General features: G+C 38.6%; 22 protein-coding genes and 1 pseudogene. 6 read left to right on the top strand and 17 right to left on the bottom strand.

Features of this window, described 5'->3' with window-relative positions:
- Positions 1–3 precede the first annotated feature (3 nt).
- The 7 genes from J2S10_RS14140 to J2S10_RS14170 all read right to left on the bottom strand — a co-directional run bounded on the left by J2S10_RS14140 (position 4) and on the right by J2S10_RS14170 (position 7103).
- Complete coding sequence (locus tag J2S10_RS14140) at positions 4–597, bottom strand: undecaprenyl-diphosphatase (RefSeq protein WP_307408806.1); 594 nt, start codon at positions 595–597, stop codon at positions 4–6.
- A gap of 116 nt (positions 598–713) precedes the next feature.
- Positions 714–1400 (bottom strand): response regulator transcription factor, encoded by a 687-nt coding sequence (locus J2S10_RS14145; protein WP_307408808.1) that lies wholly within the window; start codon positions 1398–1400, stop codon positions 714–716.
- Positions 1397–2854, bottom strand: coding sequence for a sensor histidine kinase (locus J2S10_RS14150; RefSeq protein ID WP_307408810.1), 1458 nt, complete (start codon positions 2852–2854; stop codon positions 1397–1399). The genes J2S10_RS14145 and J2S10_RS14150 overlap by 4 nt, the downstream gene beginning before the upstream one ends.
- Positions 2855–2874: 20 nt before the next feature.
- Positions 2875–3609, bottom strand: coding sequence for an ABC transporter permease (locus J2S10_RS14155; RefSeq protein ID WP_307408812.1), 735 nt, complete (start codon positions 3607–3609; stop codon positions 2875–2877).
- Positions 3590–4333: an ABC transporter ATP-binding protein gene (locus J2S10_RS14160; protein WP_307408814.1), complete on the bottom strand. Its 744-nt coding sequence runs from the start codon at positions 4331–4333 to the stop codon at positions 3590–3592. The genes J2S10_RS14155 and J2S10_RS14160 overlap by 20 nt, the downstream gene beginning before the upstream one ends.
- A gap of 159 nt (positions 4334–4492) precedes the next feature.
- Positions 4493–5401 carry a hypothetical protein gene (locus J2S10_RS14165; protein ID WP_307408816.1) on the bottom strand — a complete coding sequence of 303 codons (909 nt, stop codon included), beginning with the start codon at positions 5399–5401 and terminating at the stop codon, positions 4493–4495.
- A gap of 169 nt (positions 5402–5570) precedes the next feature.
- Positions 5571–7103 carry a carboxypeptidase M32 gene (locus J2S10_RS14170; protein WP_307408818.1) on the bottom strand — a complete coding sequence of 511 codons (1533 nt, stop codon included), beginning with the start codon at positions 7101–7103 and terminating at the stop codon, positions 5571–5573.
- Between the two features lie 302 nt (positions 7104–7405).
- Between J2S10_RS14170 and J2S10_RS14175 the strand changes: the two genes are divergently transcribed.
- Entirely contained in the window at positions 7406–9466 is a 2061-nt protein-coding gene (locus J2S10_RS14175; protein ID WP_307408820.1) for a peptidoglycan D,D-transpeptidase FtsI family protein, read from the top strand.
- Between the two features lie 79 nt (positions 9467–9545).
- On the opposite strand, the gene J2S10_RS14180 is transcribed toward J2S10_RS14175, so the two are convergent.
- The 4 genes from J2S10_RS14180 to J2S10_RS14195 all read right to left on the bottom strand — a co-directional run bounded on the left by J2S10_RS14180 (position 9546) and on the right by J2S10_RS14195 (position 14302).
- Positions 9546–10001: a (2Fe-2S)-binding protein gene (locus J2S10_RS14180; protein WP_370876206.1), complete on the bottom strand. Its 456-nt coding sequence runs from the start codon at positions 9999–10001 to the stop codon at positions 9546–9548.
- A gap of 32 nt (positions 10002–10033) precedes the next feature.
- Positions 10034–10873, bottom strand: a complete 840-nt coding sequence (locus J2S10_RS14185) for an FAD binding domain-containing protein (protein ID WP_307408822.1) — start codon at positions 10871–10873, stop codon at positions 10034–10036.
- Complete coding sequence (locus tag J2S10_RS14190; RefSeq protein ID WP_307408823.1) at positions 10860–13190, bottom strand: xanthine dehydrogenase family protein molybdopterin-binding subunit; 2331 nt, start codon at positions 13188–13190, stop codon at positions 10860–10862. The genes J2S10_RS14185 and J2S10_RS14190 overlap by 14 nt, the downstream gene beginning before the upstream one ends.
- 101 nt (positions 13191–13291) lie before the next feature.
- A complete protein-coding gene (locus tag J2S10_RS14195) occupies positions 13292–14302 on the bottom strand; it encodes an XdhC family protein (protein WP_307408825.1) in 1011 nt (336 codons plus the stop codon).
- A gap of 134 nt (positions 14303–14436) precedes the next feature.
- On the opposite strand from J2S10_RS14195, the gene J2S10_RS14200 reads away from it, so the two are divergent.
- A complete protein-coding gene (locus J2S10_RS14200) occupies positions 14437–15978 on the top strand; it encodes a multicopper oxidase family protein (protein ID WP_307408827.1) in 1542 nt (513 codons plus the stop codon).
- Positions 15979–16009: 31 nt separating this feature from the next.
- On the opposite strand, the gene J2S10_RS14205 is transcribed toward J2S10_RS14200, so the two are convergent.
- The 3 genes from J2S10_RS14205 to J2S10_RS14215 all read right to left on the bottom strand — a co-directional run bounded on the left by J2S10_RS14205 (position 16010) and on the right by J2S10_RS14215 (position 18385).
- Positions 16010–16990: an FUSC family protein gene (locus tag J2S10_RS14205; protein WP_307408829.1), complete on the bottom strand. Its 981-nt coding sequence runs from the start codon at positions 16988–16990 to the stop codon at positions 16010–16012.
- Between the two features lie 223 nt (positions 16991–17213).
- Entirely contained in the window at positions 17214–17543 is a 330-nt protein-coding gene (locus tag J2S10_RS14210) for a YnfA family protein (protein ID WP_307408831.1), read from the bottom strand.
- A 398-nt stretch (positions 17544–17941) separates the two neighbouring features.
- On the bottom strand, positions 17942–18385 hold the full coding sequence (locus J2S10_RS14215; protein WP_307408833.1) for a GNAT family N-acetyltransferase: 444 nt from the start codon (positions 18383–18385) through the stop codon (positions 17942–17944).
- A gap of 188 nt (positions 18386–18573) precedes the next feature.
- Between J2S10_RS14215 and J2S10_RS14220 the strand changes: the two genes are divergently transcribed.
- A complete protein-coding gene (locus J2S10_RS14220; RefSeq protein WP_307408835.1) occupies positions 18574–18924 on the top strand; it encodes a hypothetical protein in 351 nt (116 codons plus the stop codon).
- Here J2S10_RS14220 and J2S10_RS14225 read toward each other — a convergent pair.
- On the bottom strand, positions 18921–19544 hold the full coding sequence (locus J2S10_RS14225; protein ID WP_307408837.1) for a TVP38/TMEM64 family protein: 624 nt from the start codon (positions 19542–19544) through the stop codon (positions 18921–18923). The genes J2S10_RS14220 and J2S10_RS14225 overlap by 4 nt on opposite strands.
- Before the next feature lie 168 nt (positions 19545–19712).
- Positions 19713–20297 carry a C40 family peptidase gene (locus J2S10_RS14230; RefSeq protein WP_307408839.1) on the bottom strand — a complete coding sequence of 195 codons (585 nt, stop codon included), beginning with the start codon at positions 20295–20297 and terminating at the stop codon, positions 19713–19715.
- 425 nt (positions 20298–20722) lie between these two features.
- On the opposite strand from J2S10_RS14230, the gene J2S10_RS14235 reads away from it, so the two are divergent.
- The gene (locus J2S10_RS14235) at positions 20723–21871 is read left to right on the top strand and encodes a TIGR04053 family radical SAM/SPASM domain-containing protein (protein WP_307409256.1); all 1149 of its coding nucleotides are present in this window, start codon (positions 20723–20725) and stop codon (positions 21869–21871) included.
- A 60-nt stretch (positions 21872–21931) separates the two neighbouring features.
- Here J2S10_RS14235 and J2S10_RS27445 read toward each other — a convergent pair.
- Positions 21932–22084 (bottom strand): annotated as a pseudogene (locus J2S10_RS27445) (YetF domain-containing protein); the annotation flags it as partial.
- 176 nt (positions 22085–22260) lie between these two features.
- Between J2S10_RS27445 and J2S10_RS14240 the strand changes: the two are divergent.
- Positions 22261–23727, top strand: coding sequence for a hypothetical protein (locus J2S10_RS14240; protein ID WP_307408842.1), 1467 nt, complete (start codon positions 22261–22263; stop codon positions 23725–23727).
- A gap of 79 nt (positions 23728–23806) precedes the next feature.
- A complete protein-coding gene (gene corA, locus J2S10_RS14245; protein ID WP_307408844.1) occupies positions 23807–24757 on the top strand; it encodes a magnesium/cobalt transporter CorA in 951 nt (316 codons plus the stop codon).
- The last annotated feature ends 114 nt before the right edge of the window (positions 24758–24871 follow it).

Below are 24871 nucleotides of genomic sequence, written 5' to 3' on the forward strand. Positions count from 1 at the left end.
GGATCACATTGTATTTGTTTTATTCATTATTTTATTTTCTGCCTTTTCATACTGTTCAATTAAATAATTTAATGGACGGTTGATAAATTTTAAACGTGTTAAGAATCTATGGGTTACAAATGCAATCGTAACACCTATGAACATCCCGCCAATTACGTCCAAAGGATAGTGTACCCCGGTCCAAACACGTGAGAAGGCAACTACAGCAGCTAAAACTAACCACAGCCATCCATCACGCTTTCTCCACATCCAAATTGTTGTTGCTATGACAAAAGCAGCTGTAGCATGGTCACTTGGGAAGGATGCGTTTTTTGCATGTGAGATTAACAAATGGACATGATGGGCAACGAATGGTCGATCACGATAAAACGCAAGACCAATTACCATATTGATCAACATCGCGACACAAGCAGCTAAAACAGCTTCAACAACCATTTGTCGATTAGTAGGTTTTTTATAAAACCAATAAAAAATGATGGCAGCAAAGAATAGGTATTCTGCCCTTTGAGCTATAATTTCCATAAAAGAATTTAAAAAACTGTCACTCACTGCCAAGTGATTGATCGTTTGAAATAGTGAATAATCAAAGTTAGACATCATTAACCTCCAAAATTTTCTGTTGAATATACGTACGTTTCACTTTTTTATCGTTCTATTTAAAAACAAAATATAACATAAAAAATCCTACCTTAAAAGCAATTCCAATCGGGAGCCTACCCTTTAAAACGGTATCCGGCGCCCCAAACGGTCTCGATATATTGAGGATTGGATGGATCCATTTCAATCTTTTCTCTTATTTTTCGGATATGGACGGTTACGGTTGAAATATCTCCTAGAGAATCCAAACCCCATAAGCGTTCAAATAACTGTTCTTTGCTGAAAACATGGTTAGGGTGAAGGGCAAAAAAGGTTAATAGGTCAAACTCTTTTGCGGTGAAAATTACCTCATGGTTGTTAACAAAAACCCGTCTTGAGCCTTTGTCTATTCGCAACCCCCGAACCATAATGCCATCGCTTTGGGATTCTTTCCCGATTAAACGCTGATAACGAGAAATGTGTGCTTTCACTCTTGCTACTAATTCGCTAGGACTGAATGGTTTCACGATATAATCATCTGCACCCAAACCCAATCCACGAATTTTGTCAATATCCTCTTTTTTAGCAGAGACCATTAGAATCGGGATATCTTTTTCGATTCTAATTGCTTTGCATATTTGAAAACCATCTATTCCGGGAAGCATCAGATCAAGTAACACTAAATCTACTTCTTCCTTTAATGCCGTGTTTAAACCAGCATTCCCTGATAAAGCAATCACAACCGAAAAACCTTCAATTTCCAAATAATCACGTTCAAGTTCCGCAATACTTTTATCATCTTCAATGATTAATATTCTTTTCATGATTCCTCACCTGCTTTTTTTAACGTAAAGAGAATCGTGGTCCCTTGACCTTGCTTACTTTCAGCCCAAATGGCCCCTTTATGGCCTTCAATAATTCTTTTGGCAATAGACAACCCTAGGCCGCTTCCGCCTTTTTCTGTTCCTCTTGCTAAATCAGCACGGTAAAAACGACCAAAAATCAATGGGAGATTTTCTTCCGCAATGCCCGGTCCGTTATCCTCCATCTTAAAAAGAACATATGAATCTGATGATGAAAGATGAAAGGAAAGCTTTTTGACTTCTTTATCAATATATTTCAAGGAATTATCGACAATGTTCGTTATCACTCGTTTCAAATGTTCACGGTCGCCTGTTATCAAATAATCCCCGTTTTTTTCAATATTTAGGTTTATTTCTACCTTCATTTCCTCTAAATCAAAACGTAGCTCTTCGACAAAATCCCGGAGGTAATGTTCAAAATTAATCCGTTCAAAATAAAAAGGAAGACGTTGTAGATCTAATTTCGAATATAAAAAGAGCTCATCAATCATCCGGTCCAAATTTATGGATTTTGTATAAATCGTCTGGATATACCGATCCATTTTTTCAGGACTATTTGCTACTCCATCTCGAATTCCTTCCACGTAGCCTTTGATTGTCGTGATCGGTGTCTTTAAATCATGTGAAATATTCGCAATTAATTCCTTGCGGTTTTCTTCATACGCTAATTGTGTTTCAATTGATTCTTTTAACCTTATTCGCATTTCATCAAACCCTTGAGCTAATTGACCCAATTCATCCTTTGACATCGCTTCAATCGGAATATTTAAGTTTCCTTCCTTCATTTGGTTTGCAGCCTTTTGCAATTCTCTAATCGGACGGATAATACTCTTCGAAACAAAATAGGTTAGCAATCCATTGGTTACAATTAAAATGAGTATCAATCCGATAAATAAAATCGGGTAGGAAGAACGGACAAAGTTTGCTAAGCTATTCGCATTTGTCACGAAAAATAACGAACCCTCCGAATTATCAGGATAGAAAAAATCCAATTTTTTTATCGAAATAAATTGATTGTTATTCCGTTCTAGGGGATCCACTTCACTGTAAAAACCAAACGCAGGCAGGTCTTCCAAATCCAAGCCTTGTAGAAATGATGAACGATAAATAATCTTGTTTCCTTTTCGAACTAAAAGAGCTGTTTTTGACTTGCTTAATTGGCTATCAAGTTTTTTTAGAAAGGATTGATCCGCAAGCTGTCCCGGATTTTTCAGCGACCTCCGTTGCAGGTCAATGAATAGTTGATCTTTTTCCGATAGTGTGTGTTGATGTTCAGGCGGCAAATAGATGTTTCGCAATTCTTTAATATCCCCTCTATAGAGCAATGCCACCAATAGTGCTGAAACTACCACGAAAAAAATGGGAACAAGGACCATTGCGAGATAGGATATTAAAAGTCTTAAACGAATTGACATCTATTTCACTACTTTCTTCTTTAATATTCTTTCCGGGTAAACCTATAGTAGCCCAAAGTGAAGAACAATGCACAAAAAGATAAAAGATAAATCGATCTACCCATGATCACAATGTTAAACCCGCTATTAATCCATCGTTGATACCAATTGCTATCATATGCAGGCAGCCACTGCGCGATTGTTGGGAACAGATAAGTTAATACAACCATAACAACGTATAGGAGAATGGAAAAGGTTAAAGCTTTGCTGCTGGAACCAAACCATTGAACAAGAAAGACCAATAGAACACCAATTGCCATTAATGGAAACCATGATAATAAAAATGCTGAGATACCAAGTAAAAGCCCATGGAAAGTAAAATTCTCTAACCAGATAGCTCCTGTTATAAGTGAAGATATCCATACGATTAGTAAAAGAACAAGTAAATAAATACCGGTACATGCAATTTTAGAGGTAAATAGTTTAAACCTTGAAATCGGACGAACGAGAAAATAGGAAAGGGTTTTTTGTTCTTGTTCTCCCGCAAACATATCACTGACACCTAAAGCCAATAATAATGGTAAATAAAAGGAAACAGCTAAACTTAAAATGACAAGCGGAAAGCTTTCACCATCGAATGCCGTAAAACCAAATCTATTTTGCATCATTTGAACAGTCGGACCAACAATTAATGGAAACAACGCTGAGAGGCAAAACAGGACGATAGTCGAGCGTTTACGTAATAATTTATTCCATTCATTTTTTAAGTTCAGCAACTTTGTTCACTTCCTTCCCTTTACGAGTACAATCAATATAAAAGGATTCAAACGATTGACCCTCGGCTAATTCATTTTTTGCTACTTCCCCGATGATTTTCCCCTTTGAAAGAATGGCAATCCGATCACATAGACGCTCTACCTCATCAATCAAATGGGTAGAAAGTATGAACGTGACGCCCTCGTTTTTAGCTAAACGGTTTATAAGTTCTAGAAAATCCAGTTTCCCTTCAATATCAAGTCCGTTTGTCGGCTCATCTAAAATGACAAAGTTAGGTTTCGAAAGTAATGCGGCTGCTAAATATAACCGCTGGCGCATTCCGGTTGAAAAAGATTTTACTTTTTCATTCTTATGGGCTTCCATACCAACCCACTCGAGCACTTCGTCAATCCTTGACATCTCAAGTCCTGGATAAATCCTTGCCGCAAGCATTAGGTTATCATAAGCAGTAAGATAATCAAAGGCTTCTACCCCGCTAATTAGAGTTCCGACTGATTCCATCGCTTGTTCAAAATGTTCCCTGACATTATGCCCGTTAATATAAATTTTTCCATTTTCAGGTCGACATAGGGCGACAATACATTTCATTAACGTTGTTTTCCCCGCTCCATTTGGACCTAATAATCCAAAAATCTCACCCTTTTTTACGGAAAAACTAATATTCTCCACGCCTCTGCCGTTTTTATACCGCTTTGTCACGTTTTGAATCTCAAGAACATTCACACATATTCACTCCATTCTTGACCCAAACTTGATTGGGGTTACGTGGGTTTATTGCTTGCTTCTATGCCGTTTATCAAGCGAAAGGCAGAGAAACTTCTCTGCCTTATTTGATTGATAATCTCTCAATCGAATTATTGAGATTGGCTGAACTAAACTTAATTAATCTTCATGACGTTTATGGTTGTCCTGAACAGTAACAACCTTTTTACCTTTTAAGTCAATTGTGTTTACTTTTGAATTATTGATATTATCAAATTGGTTTTTAATCGATAAAACAAGACTGTGTGTTGTACCCTTTACATCGGTACCTGTTACATGGATGGTTGCATCTTGTTCCATTAAGTAATTGTTTTTATCCACGATTCCGTTAAGGACTACTTTATCAACGGAAATGCCGCTTGTAAGCTGTGGAAGCACCGGTTTTAAGTCGGCAATATTTAACGAGCCGAATTCACGATTTCCAAAATGCTCCTTATTTTGGTCGATATTCTTCAAAAAGAATGAGACAACCGCTTGACCAACTGCCGGTACTTGGTCTTTTGTAAGTTCAAACGATAAACCGGTATTACCATTACCTAAGTCTGAAGAATTGATTTTATCCTGATAATTTGTTGTTATCGCATCAAATATAGCTTCAACATCCTTTTGCATTTGCGGAGAAAGCTTGTGACCATTATGATTTTCATTTTTTTGCTGCTCATTTTTTTCTACATGTCCCTGACGAACATAATAGTTAGTATCATTACTGCTCTTAACGATTGTCTGATGATTTTTGGAATAGTAGTTTAAATTTGTGGTTTTTCCGCCCTTTGTTACATTTACATTACTACTTGCTGCTTGGGCTGTTAAATTTTCAGAGCTTAAGGAATTAACCGAGTAAAGCTTTTTACCATTATCCGTTAATGATGCTTCTACATGTGAAGTAAAGTTGGTTAACGTTTGCGTTTTTTTGACAGAATCTTTGAAAAGTTGATATCCGTTTCCTGAAGCTGAAGCTGAAGCTGATAAAACACCACCAGCCATTAACAAACCACTAATTCCAACAGCTGCCAGAACTTTCTTTTTCATCATCTTTCCTCCTTCAAACCTAATTATGTAACAAGATAAGAATAGACAACCAGCCTAAACATTATCTTAATGAATTATTAATTATTTATTAAATTTTTGAGGTAAAAATTTGAACGATAATAAAAGATAAAAAAAAAGAGAAAGGCTTCAGCCCTCCCCTCCAATTAACTTATAACCCGTATACCTCGGAATATTTTTTCTCTAGATACTGGACTAAATATTCGGCATTTAATTCTTCGCCTGTTACTTTAACAATTAATTCATTCGGAGTATATAGCTTACCGTACTGATGAATCTTTTCCTTTAACCATGCTTGAATGAGATCAAATCTGCCATTCGCGATTATTTTATAGAAATCAGGGATATCCTTTTGGATGGTCCGTAATATTTGCGCTGCATAAAGATTTCCCAATGAATAGGAAGGAAAATAACCAATCCCGCCAAAGGACCAGTGGACATCCTGTAGGACTCCTTCAGTATCAGAGCTTGGAGTTATCCCAAGATAATCTTGCATTTTTTGATTCCAAATAGCCGGAAGGTCCTTCGCTTCAAACTCTCCCGCCATGAGTCCTTTTTCAATTTCATAACGGATCATAATGTGCAGATTATAGGTCAATTCATCTGCTTCCACGCGGATAAACGAAGGTTTAATCGTATTTACTGCACGGTAAAACTCATCGACTTCAACATTTTCAAGTTGCTTAGGAAAATATTTTTTCAAATGAGGATAAAAATAATGCCAGAATTCCTTGCTTCGTCCGACCATATTTTCTAAAAATCTGGATTGGGATTCGTGAATTCCAAATGATGCGCCGCTTTGCAATACAGATTCCTCAAATTCCGGATTAACATGCTGCTCATAAATTCCGTGCCCGGCTTCATGAATGGTTCCAAACATCGCGGAGCGGACATTATTTTCCAAATACCTAGTGGTTAACCTCACATCTCCGGTATTCACAGACTGGGCAAAAGGATGAACCGTTTCATCCAGGCGGCCGGCTTCCATATCAAAGCCAATGATCGGCAGGATAAAGCGATTAAATTCCTTTTGTTTCTCGATTTCAAAAGATTGGTTAAAAATTTCATCAGGAGTTCGTTTACCCGCCTGTTGAATTCTATCTAAAAGATTAACACTTGATTCTCTTAATTTAGCAAATAACGGATCAAGTTTTTTAACCGTTAAGCCCGGTTCAAATTCGTCCAATAAGGCATCATATGGATGTTCCTCATAGCCATAGATTTCGGCAAATTTTCGCTTGAAATCAATGATTTTTTCTAAATATGGCAGGAAACGAGCGAAATCGTTGTTTGCCCTTGCTTCTTCCCATGCATCATTTGCTTGTGCGGTCAAGATTGAGTATTCCTGAAAAAGATCTGCAGGAATGCTTTTAGATTTTTGATAATAGGCTTGATACTCTCTAATCTTTGCTTTTGATACTTCGTCCAATGCACCAACATTTTCCCGGGATGTTAAAACGGCTAAAAGATTGCCCATTTCCTGTGATACCGATAACTTAAATACTTCTGTACGCAATGTTCCGGTTGCTTTGGCAAAGACACTTCTACCTTTTTTCGGCGCCATGACTTTTTGATCCCAATCGACTAAACCGATTACACTTGAAAAATGGGTGATTTTTTCATCTAATGCTTTAAATTGTACTAATGCCTTTTGAACGGTTGGATCCAATACCTTTTGTTCCATAATATGTAGACCTCCTAATTCTTTTTCTATAAAGATGTTCGGTTATGAAACTACCACATCCCTCACCTATTATAGAGTAAAAATTCCAATTAATGAAAGAATTCATAATTTTTTCGATTGACAAAATTCTCAGGATTTAAAAAAAATGTCGATAACCCGAGTTTTATAAAACTGTAAAGGTGAAAATTTACAGTTATGTAATTCTAATCGTAAAAATTAAATAATTAACTAAATTTCCAGCAAATTATAGGGGTATAATAAAAAAATAGTTCATGGTTTGGTGAAAAGGATGTGTGTAAAGGTTGGAAAAGAAGAAAAAGTCTCATTTCCCCATTCGCCTAAATTTACTTTTTTTCAGTATCTTTTTGTTATTTTCTTTACTCATTTTAAGATTAGGTTTTGTACAGATAGTTTATGGAGAGAATTTCAAACGGGAATTAGAGAGAAAAGAAAATATTACCATTAATAATCCGGTTCCAAGGGGAAAAATACTCGACCGTGATTTAAAAATCATTGTGGACAATGTACCGAAATCTGCCATTACCTATATGAATTCAGGGGCCAGCCAAAAGGAAATGCTGGAAACGGCAAAAAAATTGGCCACATTAATTGATATAAAGCCCGAAAAAGTTACAATTAGGGACAAAAAGGATTATTGGCTCTTCAAATATCCTAAAATAGCTGATGGCAAAATCACAAAAAAAGAAAAAGACTTATATAAGGCAAAAAATTTGGATGATAAGGATTTATATAAGCTAAAACTAGATCGGATCTCGAATAAAGAATTAAAGCAATTAAATAATGATGACCTCGAAGTGATTGCGATTTACCGGGAATTTACGAGTGCTTATAAACACGCTCCGGAAATCGTGAAGAATGACAACGTTTCACAAGAGGAATTTGCCATTGTCAGTGAAAACCTTCAATCTTTACCGGGAGTAGATACTACCACTGATTGGGAACGTATGTATGCTTTTAATCAAACATTAAAGTCCGTTTTAGGCAATGTAACAAACTCAGACGAGGGACTTCCGGCAAATCAACTCAATTATTTTTTATCAAGGGGTTATAGCCGGGACGATCGCGTTGGCAAAAGCTATCTGGAATGGCAATATGAAGATATCCTGCATGGTCAAAAATCGAAAGTCCAAAATGTTACTGATAAAACAGGAAGTGTTCTGGATAGGAAAGTGATTTCAAATGGTCAAAGAGGTAAAGATCTTGTATTAAGCGTGAATATGGATTTGCAAATAGCCGTTGAAAAAATCATTGAGGAAGAGTTATGGGCAGCTAAACGATCTCCCGGAACAACACTTTTGGACCGTGCATATGTTGTTTTAATGGACCCTCATACCGGTGAAGTATTGACAATGGCAGGCAAGCAAATCGTTCGAAACAAAGAAACAGGGAAAAAAGAAATAGAAGATGATGCTCTCGGAACTTTTACCACTTCATACAATGTCGGTTCGACTGTTAAAGGAGCCACCGTACTTACCGGTTATAAAACAGGAGCCATCACTACGGGTACGGTTTTTGATGATACAGGAATTAAAATTAAAGGAACGCCTTTAAAAAAATCTTATGCCTATTTAGGGAAATTAAATGAAATTAATGCGTTAAAAAAATCTTCAAATGTCTATATGTTTCATACAGCGATAAAAATTGGAAAAGGGCAATATGAATATAATCAGCCGTTAAACTTTAATCATAATGCATTTGAAACGATCAGAAATTCATTTGCCAGCTTCGGTCTCGGAACTAGAACAGGTATTGATCTTCCAAACGAACAAACCGGGTTTAAAGGACCGAGCAAATTGCCGGGTTTTTTACTCGACCTTGTTATCGGTCAGTACGATACCTACTCACCTATGCAGCTGGCACAATATGTTTCAACCATCGCAAATGGCGGATACCGGATGCAGCCTCATTTGGTAAAAGAAATTCGTGAACCAATGAAGGATACGACTGAGATTGGGCCTGTTTTTAAAGCTATTAAACCAACTGTCTTAAATAGTATTGATGTAAAAAAAGAATGGATGCGTCGGGTACATCTTGGGTTCCGAAAGGTCATGCAGGAAGATGGCGGAACGGCCTATAAGTTTTTTGGAGATGCACCTTATTCTCCGGCAGGAAAAACAGGAACTGCAGAGGCCTTTTATGATGGACCTGAACGAAGCAAATATGGACATGAGCCCCCTCCAGTTATGAATTTAAGCTTGGTTAGCTATGCACCAAGTTCGAATCCGGAAGTTGCCATGGCTGTACTGGTTCCATGGGCCTATCAAGGAAAAGAAGATACTAAAACAAATCTTAAAATTGGCCGCCGGGTTATGGATACTTATTTTGCGATGAAGAAACACTAACTTTTCCTTTGTATAAATTTGAAAAGGGCTCTCGCTGTGCGGAACCCTTTTTTTGCTTCTTAAACGCGACCAAGTCTTTTCAGTGCTTCTCTAACACTGATTTTACTGCCCTCTCTATTTCGGCATACCCTGTACAGCGACAAATATTCGATGAGAGCCACTCGCGAATGGTTTCATCATCGGCATCAGGATGCTGCTCGATTAGCGAATGGCAATTCATGATAAAACCAGGTGTGCAGTATCCGCATTGAAAGGAAAAATTTTCTATAAACGCCTTTTGTATGGCTGTATCCTTCAATCCCTCGATGGTCGTGATTTTTTTTCCAATGGCTTCAACCGCAAGCATTAAACAGGATTTCATCGGCCAGCCATCGATATTCACTGTACAGGCACCGCAGTCACCGTTTAAACAACCGGGCTTTGCACCGGTTAAGCCAAGCTTACCCCTTATTGCATATAGAAGGGTATCAGCTGACCTTACCGTTAACATCCTAATTTCACCATTAACATTTAGGACAATTGTGCGGGATTTCAAGTTTCACTTCCCCCTTTTAAACTCATACTCTATCAAACCTCGGCTCCTTCTAATGCCTCCAGAACATCGGGCAGTAAATTCCGTAAGACAAATTTTCGATACTCAGCCGATCCTTCGACATCATCTAAGATAGAACTAGGCAATTCCTCAAGAGCACGACCCACCCTTTGTGAAATTGGTATGTCCCAATTATTCAAAGACGCCTCTACGCTTTTTGACCTGAATGGAAATGGACATAGTCCGCTTAATGCAAGACGTATTTCATTATCTTTTTTTAGCGCAGCAACAGTGATCAATGGATAACCGGTATCCCATTGCTGGCGGCGTTTTATGCTAACATATGGAGCTTCAAGATAGTGCCTTTCCGTTGCAATTTGAACGAGAAACTCACCTCTTTTAAGGAGAAGTTTTTCGCGAAAAATGTCATTTATCGATACTACTTTTATTCCTTCGGGACCGATAATCACAACTTGGCTGTCAGCTAACAAAAAGGGTAAAACCGTTTCCCGATAAAAAATTTGTGCGCATATATTCCCCCCGAGGGTAATTTTTTCACGAGCTGTATGATCCGCTACCTCTCTTGAGGTTTGAGTTAATAAAGGGAACAGGTTAGCCTCTTCGATTTTTGTAAGTGGTAATGCACTGCCAAGGACAAGGTGCTCTCCACTCATTTGCATTACCTTGCATTCGGCAATATCCTTCAAATCAATTACAGCTTCGGTATAGGCAAGATTAATACGACCTAGCGTGATTAATTCTGTTCCACCGGAAATAAACATCGGCTGTGTCCTTTGACGGTCCAACGTTTGATATAAATCCACAGCCTCTTTCAGTGTTACAGGCTTATAATAATCAAAATCAAATGGTAGCACTCCCTCTCCCCTCCTTTGTTTTCCAAATTAGCTCTGGAATTAGAGGAAGATGATGGAGCGAAACACCTGAGGCAACTGATAAAGCATTACCTAGTGCTCCCGGCATTCCCATAAGACCATGTTCCCCTACCCCTCTCGCGCCATATGCTGCTTGGAGATCGGGAGTATAAACAAAATCGACGAGGTATTCGGGATTTTCACCATAACGAAGAGGACGATAGGTTCTTAGCTGCGGATTTAACACCCGCCCAAGCTCATCAAAATAAAACGTTTCTCTTCCAGCGAAGGCAATTCCCATACTCATTGCCCCCATCACCTGTCCGCGTGCCGCTTTTTCATTTATTACAGTACCGATATCAACAACCGTTGCCGCCTTCACAACTCGATACGTATAATCGCGGCGGTCAAATTCAACTTCAACCCCATATGCTGCAACCGTCCACTCAGGACCAGGATTCCCTGCCCCGGTTTCCGGGTCCAGCCCTGTTAGATGACGTAAAATAAAGTTTCCTCTGCCAATAATTTGACCGCCAATCGCGTTCCCATTGGGATACTTATAGCCATAACAAATATCTTTAAAATGAACCCCAAAGGAGGGATTATCACGGAAAAATACACGGCTATGAGCAACAGTCAGATCTTCCTTTGGAGCCCTTAATACAGTTGAGGCAACCTCTATCAGCTGATTGATGACATCTTCTGCAGCTGCTAATAAAGCTCTGCCGGCCATATAGATTCCCCTGCTTGCCACAGTCTTCCAATGTTCAGGTGTTGTTTGGGTATCCACATCCATCCGTACATGGATTTTATCTACATCCATCTTTAGCCTCTCAGCCAGGATTTGCGCAAGTGCTGTTTTTGTCCCTGTTCCGATTTCAACAACCCCGGACATTAAATTAATACTTCCATCGCGATTAAAAGTTAAAATCACTCCCGAGGGTGCGTTCGGGTCAATCGTTGACGTTTTCCAGCTGCAGCTTACTCCTTTCACCCGAATGTATCGCTCATTCAACTCTTTAATCGGCCCTTCATCCCAACGGAATAAACCTCTTAATTTCTCGATACATTTTTGTAAGTTTCCTATATTGCTATTATTTAATAGCACCCTTGTTGGCGTGGTATGTCCAGGCATAAGGGCATTTCGATAGCGCAACTCCAGCGGGTCCATCTCTAATTTCCCAGCCAACAAATCCATTGTCCTTTCAATAGCAAAAGACAGTTCTGAATGGCTAAACCCCCTAAAAGGTGAAGCATAAGGGTGATTTGTGTACATGCAGTACGAATCACACCAGAGATTTTCAATATTATAGGGACCTGTACAATCAACAGCCCCTGCTCTTGTCAAATCAATTGCCTTATCCGAAAAAGCGCCTCCATCCCATAAATAGCGAATTTCTGCTACATGGATTTTGCCGCTTCGGTCGGCGCCAAGTTTAATTTTGGCATCCAAGCCGATATGACATGGCGACATTAGAATATCTTCTTCTCTAGAATTTAGGACCTTCACCGGCAAACCGCCAACTGCCTTCGATCCCAAATAGGCAAGAATTTCAAGATGGACCGGTGCCTTGCCCCCATATGCCCCTCCAACAAGCGGCGTCTCGACAATGATTTTCCCTATATCCTCATTAAAATAATCGGAGATAAGCTTTTTAACCATAAAAGGTGCTTGCGAGGATGTGGTTATCTTAATCGTGCCCTCAGGCAAAATTTCGGCGATTGAGCATCTGGTCTCCATCGCCACATGATCGGAAGGTGCCAAGGAAAAACTTGCTTCGACAACCGTATCACTTTCAGCCCAGCCTTTTTCCATATTGCCTTTACGGATTTTCACATGTGTAGCAATATTGGTGCCTGGAACCGGATAAACATCGGATTCTTTTTTATATTCTCCCAACCGCTCATGTACTAGTGGGGCACCTTTTTGAAACGCCTGTGTGGGTGAGTTGACAACCGGTAGCAATTCATATTGGACTTTGATTTTGTCTGCGGCTGCTTTGGCCTGTGTCGGTGTATCAGCAACCACAAGGGCAACCGCTTCACCATGGTGACGAACCTTATCTACTGCAATGGGCGGTTTGTCGCGGATCGCTTCCCCTGTAAGCGGAAAATGTTCTCCCGCAAGGATGGCCCTTACCCCCGGCATTTTTGCCGCTTCTGTAGTATCAATCGCGACAATTTTAGCGTGACCGTATGGACTAATGACCACTTTGCCCGATAGCATCGTCACAGAATGATGGTCATGCGTGTATCTCGCCTTGCCTGTGACTTTTTCAAACGCATCTTTACGAATAATGCTTTTTCCGATTATCTCCAAGTTCATCCCTCCAGTCGCAAAAGAGTTTTTTGGAACTTTTCAACCGTTTTGAAACAGCCTTTTCCATTCTCCTGTTTTTTCTATCTTCCAAACAATTGCAATTAATCGGGAATGGCCCTTAATTTTTCCACAGGTTCTCGGGAAAAATTACGCCAAACTTCGATCATTTGAGCGACAATACTAACGGCGATTTCCTCCGGCCCTTTTGCTCCAATTGATGCACCAATTGGTGAAGAAATCCAATCCGGAATACTTTCAACCTTAAGCAACCTTTTCGTTCTAGCCCGTGGACCTAAAACACCTAAATACCTTAGGTCTTTTTGCAGCAATGACAGGAGGATTTCTTGGTCCCTCTGAAAATGATGCGACATGATAACAGCAAAATCATTGGGAGAAAACGATATTTTCTTTAAAAACTCATTTGGAAAGCCTATTATAAGCCGATCAGCGGACGGGAAATTCTTTTTCCGGCAAAACTCTTCACGCCAATCACATACGGTCACCGAGAAGCCTATATTCGCAGCCAATGAGACAACCGGCATTGCATCAGGCCCGGCACCGAAGACAAACAAACGGGGTTTCGCTTGAAATAACTGTTGGAAAATGGGCAAATCGGGCATCATACCACATCTCGTTTCGAAAAGAAAAGTTGGCACTTCTCCTTTCCATTGCCCAAATGGACCGCCTTCACTCGGGATAAAAAGGTACTCTCCTGTATTTCCAAGTTTTTTTAATGCTTTTACTTGGAGATTAGATTCTAGTAACCTCTTAATTTTTAATAAATCATCCTGAAGGGTTTCTGTCACCGGTTCGAGTAAAATATCAATCGTTCCATTACACCCTGCCCCCTGCCCCCATGCTAAGTCCGTTTCCTCGCGCATATCATATTGCAGAGTTTTTACCTTCCATTTTTGAAAAACTTCTTGAGCTTGTAATGCCAAATCTGATTCTAAGCAGCCTGCACTCAACATCCCGATTCGGGACTCATCTTCGAATAATAACATCATGGAACCTTCTTTTTTATATGCCGATCCTGCAACGGCAATAATCGTTGCTAACACTTTTTTCCCCGGTTGTTCAAGACATTCAAGAATTCGATATATATCCTCCATTCCGATCCCCACCTTAGACACAAAAAATTCCTACTCTATTTATATTTATGATGAGGCTATTCCTAGAAGAGATAATTATTTTTTACCGGCAATCATATTTATATTGAAAATGAATGTTGTAAGGGGCGGTAACGATGAAGTTGACAAAATTTAAAGACCCGCTGCCTATTCCACCTGTTTTAAAGTCGAAGTGGCGAACAGAGGAATACACCTATTATGAAGTATTTATGCAGGAAACAAAGCAGTCATTTCATAGTGAATTACCGAAAACAACTATTTGGGGATATGAAGGGATTTATCCCGGCCCTACAATTGAAGCAGAGATGGGGGAAAGGGTATTTGTCAAGTGGATGAATGACCTACCGGAAAGGCATCTTTTTCCGATAGACCATACTGTTCATGGTGCCGAAAAGGAAAAGTCTACTGTCAGAACCGTTGTCCATTTACATGGCGGCCGAACAGAGCCGGCCAGTGATGGCTATCCTGATGCGTGGTTCACAAAAGGGTTCGCATCACAAGGTCCCTTTTTCGAAAAAATGATTTATGAATATCAGAATAGGCAAAGTTCCCGTACTCTTTGGTATCATGACCACGCCATTGGGGTGACCCGGCTGAATATTTATGCCGGCTTGGCAGGATTTTACCTTATTAGGGATTCTCAAGAACGTTCCTTAAATCTGCCAACCAGCAAGCATGAAATTCCGTTAATGATTCAGGATCGTTCCTTCCATGAGGATGGTTCTTTGTTTTATCCGGAGCAGCCTGAGGATAATAAGTCCGGAATAACCCCTTCTATCATTCCATCTTTTTTTGGTGACACAATTGTGGTGAATGGGAAGGTTTGGCCCTATCTCGAAGTTGAACCGAGAAAGTACCGTTTCCGGATGTTAAATGGTGCAAATGCCCGCTTTTTTCGGTTGAACATGGATTCGGGGCAGCTGTTTTTTCAGATTGGGAGTGATAGTGGTTTTCTTGAACAGCCTGTGGGTGTAAAATCGTTGCTGCTTGCTCCTGCTGAGCGTGCTGATGTCATTATTGATTTTTCTAATCTTGGAGGAAAATCCATCACATTAAAAAATGATGCACCAACACATTTTCCGATTGGTGACCCAGTTGATCCTCAAACTACGGGGATTGTCATGCAGTTTCGCGTGACAAAGCTACTTTCTAGTATTGATACGAGCGTAATTCCAGCCAACATGGGAACCATTAATCGTCTACCTGTTCAATCTGCAGGCCAACACCGATTTTTAGAATTAAGCGAGGAGAAGGACTTGTACGGAAGATCCTTTTTTCTCTTAGATAAAAAGAAATGGGATGACCCGATTACAGAAAATCCCTGGCTTGGTTCAACTGAGATTTGGAATTTTGTTAATACAAATGGGGATGATCATCCGATCCATGTTCACCTTGTCCAATTTCAAATTCTCTTGAGACAGCCCTTTGATGTGGATCATTATAAAAATACAAGACAAATCAAATACACCGGGCCACCGGTTCTTCCTGAATTTGGTGAGCGCGGCTGGAAGGATACGGTTAAATGTCCCCCATCCCATGTAACAAGTATCATCATTCCGTTTTTCCCTTTTACAGGTCAGTATGTTTGGCATTGCCATATGCTTGAACATGAGGATTATGAAATGATGCGCCCTTATCAGGTACTGCCTCCGAGCTAATCTTTGTTTCTCGGAAGTTCATTCATTTTTTTCAATAAACTAATGGTTTCATGATATAAAGCGACTTGAAATTGTTGTTTCTCGAGTTCCTTTTCAAGGGACACCAGTAATGTTTCACCTGGCGGATTAAGCTCTGCCGGGTTTTTTTTGTATAAAAAAATGGACTCAATGCTTTAAGCTGCTTTGCCCATTGTGTTTGCTGAAACGGTGTCATGGTCCCGGCATTGGACCATGACATTAAAATGTCTACTATCGAAGATAGGTAGGAATACCCCTGTGTTAGGAAATAAATTCGTTGTTTGCATTCCTGCAGCTCTTTTTCGCTCCTAGTTGCCCACGGGTTATATTTTAGACTATCCGTTGCATCCATAATATAATTTTTCACTTGATGAAGTTCCTGAAGCAGCTTCTTCGTTTCAATTTGAAGATTGTAACCTTCGTTTTTTTCAAGACCGGATTGGACCCATTCTGAGACTTGGTTGAAGGTTTTTGTTAAATGAGTGCAGAAATGTTGAATACTTTTTGAAGCCTGTTTTGTAAAATTAGGCGGAGAGAGGAGCATATGAATAAGGACAGCAATGATAGCACCAATTAAGGTATCACGAAAGCGGTCGATTGGGTATTCACCTGATTTATGCCCCATGACAAACACAAGCAAAACGGTTAATGCAACCTGATGAATCGCTGTTTCATCGCGTTTTAACCATTTTGCGATAAAGCTGCCTATGAGGATTAATAAGCCAAGTGTCCAACCATTTACTTTTAATTGTGGAGCAAGTAGTACGACCACCGCAATGCCAATAATGGTTCCGACCATCCGGTGATAAGAAAATCGAATCGAGCTATTTACGGTTGTTTGTAAGCAGAGAATGACAGAAATTGGTGCTAAATAAGGATGGTGTGACCCCGCCAACCTCGCTATTTCCCATGACAGGGCAGAGGCAATGGCAATCTTCCATATTAAAATTGTTTTATTTTCCATTTGTTTTTTTAGTTGGTTATTTTTTTTCACTAATTACCATCCCCATGATAAAAATTCAGCACTTTTTACCTAGCTTTACCCTTCCCGTCAAGAATATCCGAAATGTACGAGAGAAATCCATTAAACCCTTTTTGACTAGACCTTTTCAATCAATCGGCAGCAGTGCTATTTACCCTTCAAGAATAGCTTTTCGGGATTCAAATTTTTAAAAATGGAGCGCGGGTAGACCCGCGCTCCAAAAATTTAGTTGTTTTTATGTCTGTCTGGGTGCCCACAACATAACGGTAACTCCTATTAAACAAATGATTGCACCTATCCAGTCATATAGGTCAGGTGTTTTTTTATCGACTCCCCAGCCCCATAGAACCGCTAAAATGATAAATACACCGCCGTAAGCAGCATACACTCTTCCGAACGATGGGAAGGTTTGCAGGGTCGGGATAATCCCATAAATTATTAAGATAATGCTTCCCAAAATGCCGTACCAAAAAGGCTTACTCTCACGGAGCCAAAGCCACACCAAATACCCGCCGCCAATTTCAGCAATACCGGCCAAAATAAAAAATACCATTGCTTTAAACATAATCATCACTCTTTAAATTAAATTAAAAATGTCCACCGACGGTGACTGTCACCGCATTAGTTTTTTAATGTTTTCTTTTGGGTCCCAACAATTGAATTTGTAGTTGGTTTTTGTTTCGTAGCCTAAACGGCTGCAAAAATAAGACATTCCTTGCGGTTTTTTCTCTATGGTGAAGTGCTTGCATGTTGCACAGCAATGGAAATTTTTCATCGTAATCCCCATTTCTATTTTCTTAAACTATTAAATGTTCTTTCATAAATTGTTCATATTTTTTCGTTAAGCTAAAGACAGGTTCAGCAACGAGCCTCACTTCCACCCCCTTTTAATATAGATATTGTTGGACCCGGCAGGTTGCCGGGTAATTTTTTTGTTCCCCAAACTTTTTATCTTTATGTCTCCTAATCTTTCTTCTCCATATAAATTTCCGGATTATCGATCACTTTAAAACCAAACTGAGCATAAAGTCCATGAGCATCATTTGTACATAACAGCATTTTCTCTACATTTATAAGCTCAGATTGCTCTGTCACTATTCCCATCATCCATTTCGATAATCCCTTTCCACGATATTCATTGACAATAAAAACGTCCATAATATACGCAAAACGGACAAAATCGCTAGCAGCACGAACAAACCTCACTTGCTTTGCCTTCCCGCTTTCCGGATTCCCCTCGTACACGCCAAAACAAATGGAAGAATGATCAATTGATTTTCTGACAGACTCTACTGAAATCCCTTTGGCCCAGTATGAGTCCACACTCAGGAATTGATGAATGACATCAATATCCAAGTATTGTTTATCCGTACTAATTGTAAAACCATCCTTCTCCCAAAAAGACATGATTTTATCACCTTTCTATTTTAAAAAATAAAATATATAAATTTTTGACTTTGAGAATTGTCCTGCTCCACAAGAGTAAGCTTCTGAAACGCTCCAGTCCTGTCGTTCGCTAAACAGGCGCTACCGCTTTTCTTTGTATACTTCTCGTCAACCATGTCAATAACAATACCATATCACGATGAAGGCCGGTGTTTATCATAAAGGGTATTTATTTTATCAATGAACGTATTTGCCTAAATGAATTATCCAAGGAAGAAAGTTTTTCCATCCAAGCACAATCCATCCAACATTATATTCAAGCTCAAAACATTCAAGTCGTAAAACTTAATCCGTATCAACTAAAAGACTATTACACCATCCCTCATGCACTTTTATATGATTTAAAACAGACTAAAGTACAACTTGATTGTTTAATTTTCCACTCTACAGAAGTAATTGAGGATTTTATCTATTCCTATCCAGCAAAATGGATTATTTTAAAAAGTTATTTTACAGAAGTAATTACACTAATTAATGATCATGCAAGAAGAGTGGTCTAACTGGTTTTAGACATTCTCCGATAAACGATGACAAAATTAATCAGGAAGACAATGACTAAATAAAGACCGTATAAACCGACAGAGTAAAGCTTGTTGCTGCTAAATGAAGCTCCCACATAGGATAAAAGGAGAATATTTGGAATTTTCCCAATAGTAGAGGCGGTAAAGAATGTCAACCATCTGACCTTACTTAAACCGCAAATTGTATTAACAACAGGTGCCGGAATCACAGGAATTAAACGCGATGTTATAATCGCAATAAAGGAATTCCGGTTGAAAAAGCCTTCGTACTCCTGGACTTTTGGGTATTTCAGCAGTTTTTCCCTGGCAAAATCCCGAAAACCATACCTGCTTAAAAAGAAGAAACCCATCGTACCAATCATTGCACCTGCCAAAGATACAACCGCCCCTTGAGTTGTCCCAAATACTGCGCCAATGATTCCTGCTAAAACCGTAAATGGAATGATTGGAAAAAAAACACAGATTGCGACGAGGAGCATACTAATAAAAATTGATAAGGTTCCTCCTTCTTTGATAATGTGTAATAGTTCATCCTTTTGGAGGAATCCAATGGCAATTATTAATATTAAAATACATATACTTGCTATTCTTTTAAGCATTGTTGTTTCCTTTCCACTTCTTTTTATTTGATTTAATATATCCATAATACTACATTAATAAAATTAAAATAGGGAAATCCCCCCCTAAAAATAACACCATTTATCTAATATTTTAAAAAAAGATTAGGCCCTTAATCGATTGATAAAAGGGCCTAATCTTTTTGCCTATTAAAAAGCTGTTCTTGCACCTAAATAAATTGGTTTCCAGTAGGTTGTGGATATGTCAGCAATTGTAATTCCTTTAGAACCGGCATGAATCATTTGGTTATTGCCTAAATAGATTCCGACATGTGATACTCCAGTTCCACTTGTATTAAAAAATACAAGGTCGCCTGGATTCGGGGTGGTAATAGATTTCATCCCTGCCCATTGAGTAGATGTTGTCCGCGGTATGGACACCCCCACTTTTGCATACACGTATTGGGCAAAGCCGCTGCAATCAAAACCAGACGGGGTGCTGCCTCCCCATAAATACGGTGTACCTATGTATTTTTTTGCTTCTGTGATGATTGCCTGTCTTTTTGCAGCAGTTGGCGCTACCAATGAAAGGTTCTGATTTACATAGATTGTATCACTTGTTAGATGATTCCATAGTTTTAGATTAGCAATGGACACTTTGGTTGTTTGCGAGATTTTCCAGAGTGTGTCCCCGGATTGGACCGTGTAGGCAGTTCCTTGTGCACTTACTTGTGCACCAAAAGCAGTAAACAAGATACCAGCAGTTGCAACAGCTGTTAGTAGATGTTTTTTCATTGAAGAGCTCCTTTAATATCGTGGTGTAACTTCATCTTAATGGAGGTTGCCCTATGAAAAAAACATCCAATATGTGGTTACGATGGAAGTACATTCCTCATCAGGTAACGAAAGCCCTTAATGTAACAAACAATAGAAAAGTGACCAGCCCTTGTAACAAAAGGGAAAACTAATAATTATTTTGATAAATATTTGATAGTTTGTAATGTTACCGTAATATAATTGTAATAATCTATCTTAAAGTAGTTTTTACCAAATGATTAAAGGCACTTGAATGGAATGTAGAAATATTGTAACAACCCCTCCAAGCACCAGAGGCAGGCAAAATTATAATTAACCTATAGAAACAATTTTAATGGTTTTAAAAATAATAACGAATCATGGTGATGAAGATGCAAGGAATAAGTAAAGGGCATCCACATGGAATGGGCCACCCACACGGACATGGAAAAGTAATTGATTATGATGTAAACCCTTTTATTGTCATTTGGGAGGTTACAAGAGCCTGCCAATTAAAATGTGTACACTGCAGGGCAGATGCACAAATCACTCCTGATCCACGGGAATTAACGCATGAAGAAGGAATTAATTTAATCGATCAAATCTATGAAATGGATAATCCGATGCTCGTTTTCACCGGCGGGGATTGCATGTTGAGAGAGGACCTTTTCGAGCTTGCTGATTATGCCGTTAAAAAAGGAATGCGGGTCTCGATGACACCGAGTGCAACTGCAAATGTAACAAAAGAGAAAATGGAACGAGCTAAGGAAGTGGGGCTTTCTCGCTGGGGCTTTAGTTTGGACGGTCCAACACCGGAAATTCATGACCATTTCCGTGGAACTCCAGGTTCATTTAATCTTACACTCGAAAAAATTAAATACTTAAACGAATTAGATATGCCGCTTCAAATCAATACAGTTATTTCCCGTTATAACTATGATCACCTTGAGGAAATGGCAAAATTGGTAGGAGAACTGAAAGCCGTCATGTGGTACATTTTCTTGCTAGTACCAACAGGTAGAGGCCAATTAGATGCTTGTATTAGCCCTGCCGATCATGAAAAAGTGTTTCGCTGGTTGTACGATTTAAGCAAAACTGCACCGTACGACATAAAAACTACTGCAGCACAGCATTATCGCCGTATTGTTTTGCAACAAAAAACACGTGATCATTTAATTGAAAAAGGCGAAATTCGTTACGAAGATTCCATTACAACTGATTTTGCCTCCTTGCATGACGGCCTGAAACGCGCTCCAAAAGGAGTGAATGATGGAAATGGCTTTGCCTTCGTTACTCATATTGGCGATGTTGTGCCAAGCGGATTGCTCCCGATTGTCGGCGGAAACGTTCGAGATACCCCACTGGCAGAGATCTATCGTGAAGCAAAAGTTTTTAAGGATTTACGTCAGCCTGAAAACTATAAAGGAAAATGCGGTGTATGTGAATATAACAAAATGTGCGGCGGTTCCCGATCACGAACCTATGCAGTAACGGGTGATTATATGGAAAGCGAGCCTTTCTGCGTTTATATTCCACAATCGATGCGGAATAAAGAAACTGCGCCAAGCGTGTAATTTTTATATTTTTCCTATAATTTTATAAAATTAAAGAGGCTGAATTTTCTCAGCCTCTTTTTAATGAAGGAAATGATCCAATCGTTTATCAATATACAATGAACCATCCTTTTGAAGTTCAGCATAAAAAACTTCTGAAAGTGTCGTACCTGATTGGCTTAACTGGTCATCTAACCAGCTTCTGTTTAAGTTTATTTGAGTTAAATTTTCCTCAAAGACTTTTCCATATTCCCCTTATCAACTGTTTTTTATTCCCTTTTAAATAAAAATCTCCTACGTATACACAGCAGAATTTACTACATTTCTAGTTATCCGTTTTTGTTTAAGTATTAAGTAAAACGGGAATCTTGTTTTTAGACATTATTTATCTATGAAAGGAAATTTTTTTTATGGAGAGAATTGAGCTTAAAGAAAAAACAGTATCTACAGCCATTTTTCAATTTATTTTTCCTTTTTTTATTAAAGATGATAGCGACCGGAATATATCATCCTTTTTAAAGAAGCAACACTTTTCCGCTTTTCGTTTAGGCCGTATTGAAGATGAATCCGCCTACTACGGAAAATATCAAATTTCCCATCGCGACCTAGAAGCCTTCTTTCCGCCTTTTACAAATAGAATTCTTTTCCCGCTTTCTGAGAAGGATAAAGGTTTTCAAAGGTTTTCTAAAGCACTTAAACTAAATGGGAAGTTAACAACGGTGCATTTCCACCATCCTTTCCAAATCCATTCAATTGATATTACTTTATGCCCTTTTCAACTGGGTTTTCTAACCATCCGAACTGAAATAATGTGCCCCGAATCCCTTTCATTTTCCCAGGCACTTGAGTTTGCTGCATGTTTTCGAGAACTTGGTTTCCAAAACTTTAAACAAAAGCAGCTGCAAATTGAGATGGACGGCAATACAATCACTCATTTAGAGAAATTATTGTTTGAAGTGTTAGTTCCGGATTTGACTCGGTTCATAAACAAGGAGCATGTACGTGGAGCTTATTTTAATACGATTCCATTTATTGAAAAGGAACGAATGTATGTTCAATCATTAATAGCTTTTACTGAAAAAGAATCCATTGAGCTAGTAGATGTATATCGTTCAGCGAATCTCTCCGGGTTAACCCCAGATGGAAAACCGTTTGTAACGGCAAATAATCCCGATTATATTCAGCAAAAATTTAAGCAACATGGGTATGACCGCTTAGCACCGAATACGTATTATTTTATAGAAGAGAATTGTTTTTCCTGTATCACCAATAAGAATAGGGATTTAAATAATGAGTTAACAAAGCAACTATTTGGGGAATTTTATTATCTACTCCTATTAAACCTCTTTCATAAATTTGTGTTTTTTAAAGTTGCCAATGTTTATTCGAAAGTTATTATTGAACAGGATTCTAAGGAAATTAAGGAGTTGATTTATACGATTAACTCCTTTACCTCCAATTATTTCTTTTCGGTATTTCCTGCACAGTCACAAGGCAAAGAACTTTTCACCCTATTAAGAACTGCTTTTTCTATTGACTTCTTCTATAATGAAACGAAAGAAACACTGTTTAGTTTATTTAAATATGAAGAAAACACCGTAACCAAAAGAGACAGCTTTTTATTGCTTATTTTGACTATGTACACAGTCATCTGTGGAATTTTTAGTATGAACCTATTTACTGATGATTTAAAAGGGAAAATTAAATGGCAACACATGTTGTCTTACAATCCATTTGAATACTTTGCCGTTTTTGTTGCTTTTAGTGGATTAATCGTATCTATTATCCTTGGGATTCAAAGTTTCATCCAAGGAATGAAAGATCGAAAAAACAAGAAAAAATGGGTTCGGCAAACCGTTTTATCAAAAAAGAAATAATCGGTATTTCAAACTGTTTTTTCTCTTCCAAATCGTTTATATTTTATTTTATGATTGATTTGTGAATTAAGGAGTAACTATGATACGAACGATTGCTGTAAGTAAAGATTATAAACTAATAAAAGATGTTAAAATCCCTGATTTGGTCGCCGGAGACTATCAATGGTACTGGGTTGATTTCTATCAACCTGAAGAAAGTGAAATTGAGTTTTTAACAGAACCACTTCATTTTCACCCTTTAGCAATTGAGGATTGTATCTATCATTTACAACGTCCAAAACTTGATTACTATGAAGGTTATGCTTTTTTAGTTACCCAAGCATTGAATCCAAAAACGATTACAAGAGAAGAAGTTGATTTTTTCCTTAGCCGGAACTTTATTGTAACTTTCCATCACCAACCTTCAACTGAAATTGATGCAGTTTGGCAACGATTAAGCGAAGCTGAAAAAGTTAATAAATGGGATCCTTCTCATGTGTTATACGCTTGTATGGACAAAATGGTGGACAATTATTTTCCGCTTGTTTATCAAATTGAAGATACGTTAGATGAAATTGATTCCAACTCCAAAGGAAGATCGATGGAGGCTTTGCTTAAAGATTTATTTGATACCAGGCATGATCTTTTATCCCTAAGACATACGATTACCCCTATGAGAGACCTATTATATAGGATTCTTAATTCTCAACGGCTGACAAGTCTTGAAGGGAAAATTGCTTACTTCTCTGATATATATGACCACTTACTAAAATTAACAGAAATGATTGAGGCCAACCGGGAACTGACCACTGATATACGTGATAGTTACATATCCATCAATTCCCATGAGGCTAATCATGTTATGAAGGTGTTGACTGTCATCACAACCATCTTCATGCCTCTGACATTCATAGTCGGTGTTTATGGAATGAATTTCCATTTTATACCCGAGCTGACATGGAAATATGGCTATTTCGGCGCACTCTTACTCATGTTTATCATTGCTCTGTGGATGACACTATGGTTTAAGAAAAAGGGATGGTTTAAATAAGAAAAAGCGGAAGCGTCCGTTTAGCGCACGACAGGACTGGAGCGCTTCGACTGAGATAAAGTCAACACGAATCGCGTTTTTGGCTTTTTCGTGTTGACTTATCGTAGGGAGAAG

It is taken from the genome of Neobacillus ginsengisoli (assembly GCF_030813055.1).

Coding starts and splice junctions, on each gene's coding strand:
- J2S10_RS14235 (WP_307409256.1), top strand. CDS start 20,723: ATGGGCCACCCACACGGACATGGAAAAGTAATTGATTATGATGTAAAC.
- corA (WP_307408844.1), top strand. CDS start 23,807: ATGATACGAACGATTGCTGTAAGTAAAGATTATAAACTAATAAAAGAT.
- J2S10_RS14230 (WP_307408839.1), bottom strand. CDS start 20,297: ATGAAAAAACATCTACTAACAGCTGTTGCAACTGCTGGTATCTTGTTT.
- J2S10_RS14170 (WP_307408818.1), bottom strand. CDS start 7,103: ATGGAACAAAAGGTATTGGATCCAACCGTTCAAAAGGCATTAGTACAA.
- J2S10_RS14140 (WP_307408806.1), bottom strand. CDS start 597: ATGTCTAACTTTGATTATTCACTATTTCAAACGATCAATCACTTGGCA.
- J2S10_RS14165 (WP_307408816.1), bottom strand. CDS start 5,401: ATGAAAAAGAAAGTTCTGGCAGCTGTTGGAATTAGTGGTTTGTTAATG.
- J2S10_RS14240 (WP_307408842.1), top strand. CDS start 22,261: ATGGAGAGAATTGAGCTTAAAGAAAAAACAGTATCTACAGCCATTTTT.
- J2S10_RS14215 (WP_307408833.1), bottom strand. CDS start 18,385: ATGTCTTTTTGGGAGAAGGATGGTTTTACAATTAGTACGGATAAACAA.
- J2S10_RS14200 (WP_307408827.1), top strand. CDS start 14,437: ATGAAGTTGACAAAATTTAAAGACCCGCTGCCTATTCCACCTGTTTTA.
- J2S10_RS14225 (WP_307408837.1), bottom strand. CDS start 19,544: ATGCTTAAAAGAATAGCAAGTATATGTATTTTAATATTAATAATTGCC.
- J2S10_RS14195 (WP_307408825.1), bottom strand. CDS start 14,302: ATGGAGGATATATATCGAATTCTTGAATGTCTTGAACAACCGGGGAAA.
- J2S10_RS14145 (WP_307408808.1), bottom strand. CDS start 1,400: ATGAAAAGAATATTAATCATTGAAGATGATAAAAGTATTGCGGAACTT.
- J2S10_RS14150 (WP_307408810.1), bottom strand. CDS start 2,854: ATGTCAATTCGTTTAAGACTTTTAATATCCTATCTCGCAATGGTCCTT.
- J2S10_RS14210 (WP_307408831.1), bottom strand. CDS start 17,543: ATGTTTAAAGCAATGGTATTTTTTATTTTGGCCGGTATTGCTGAAATT.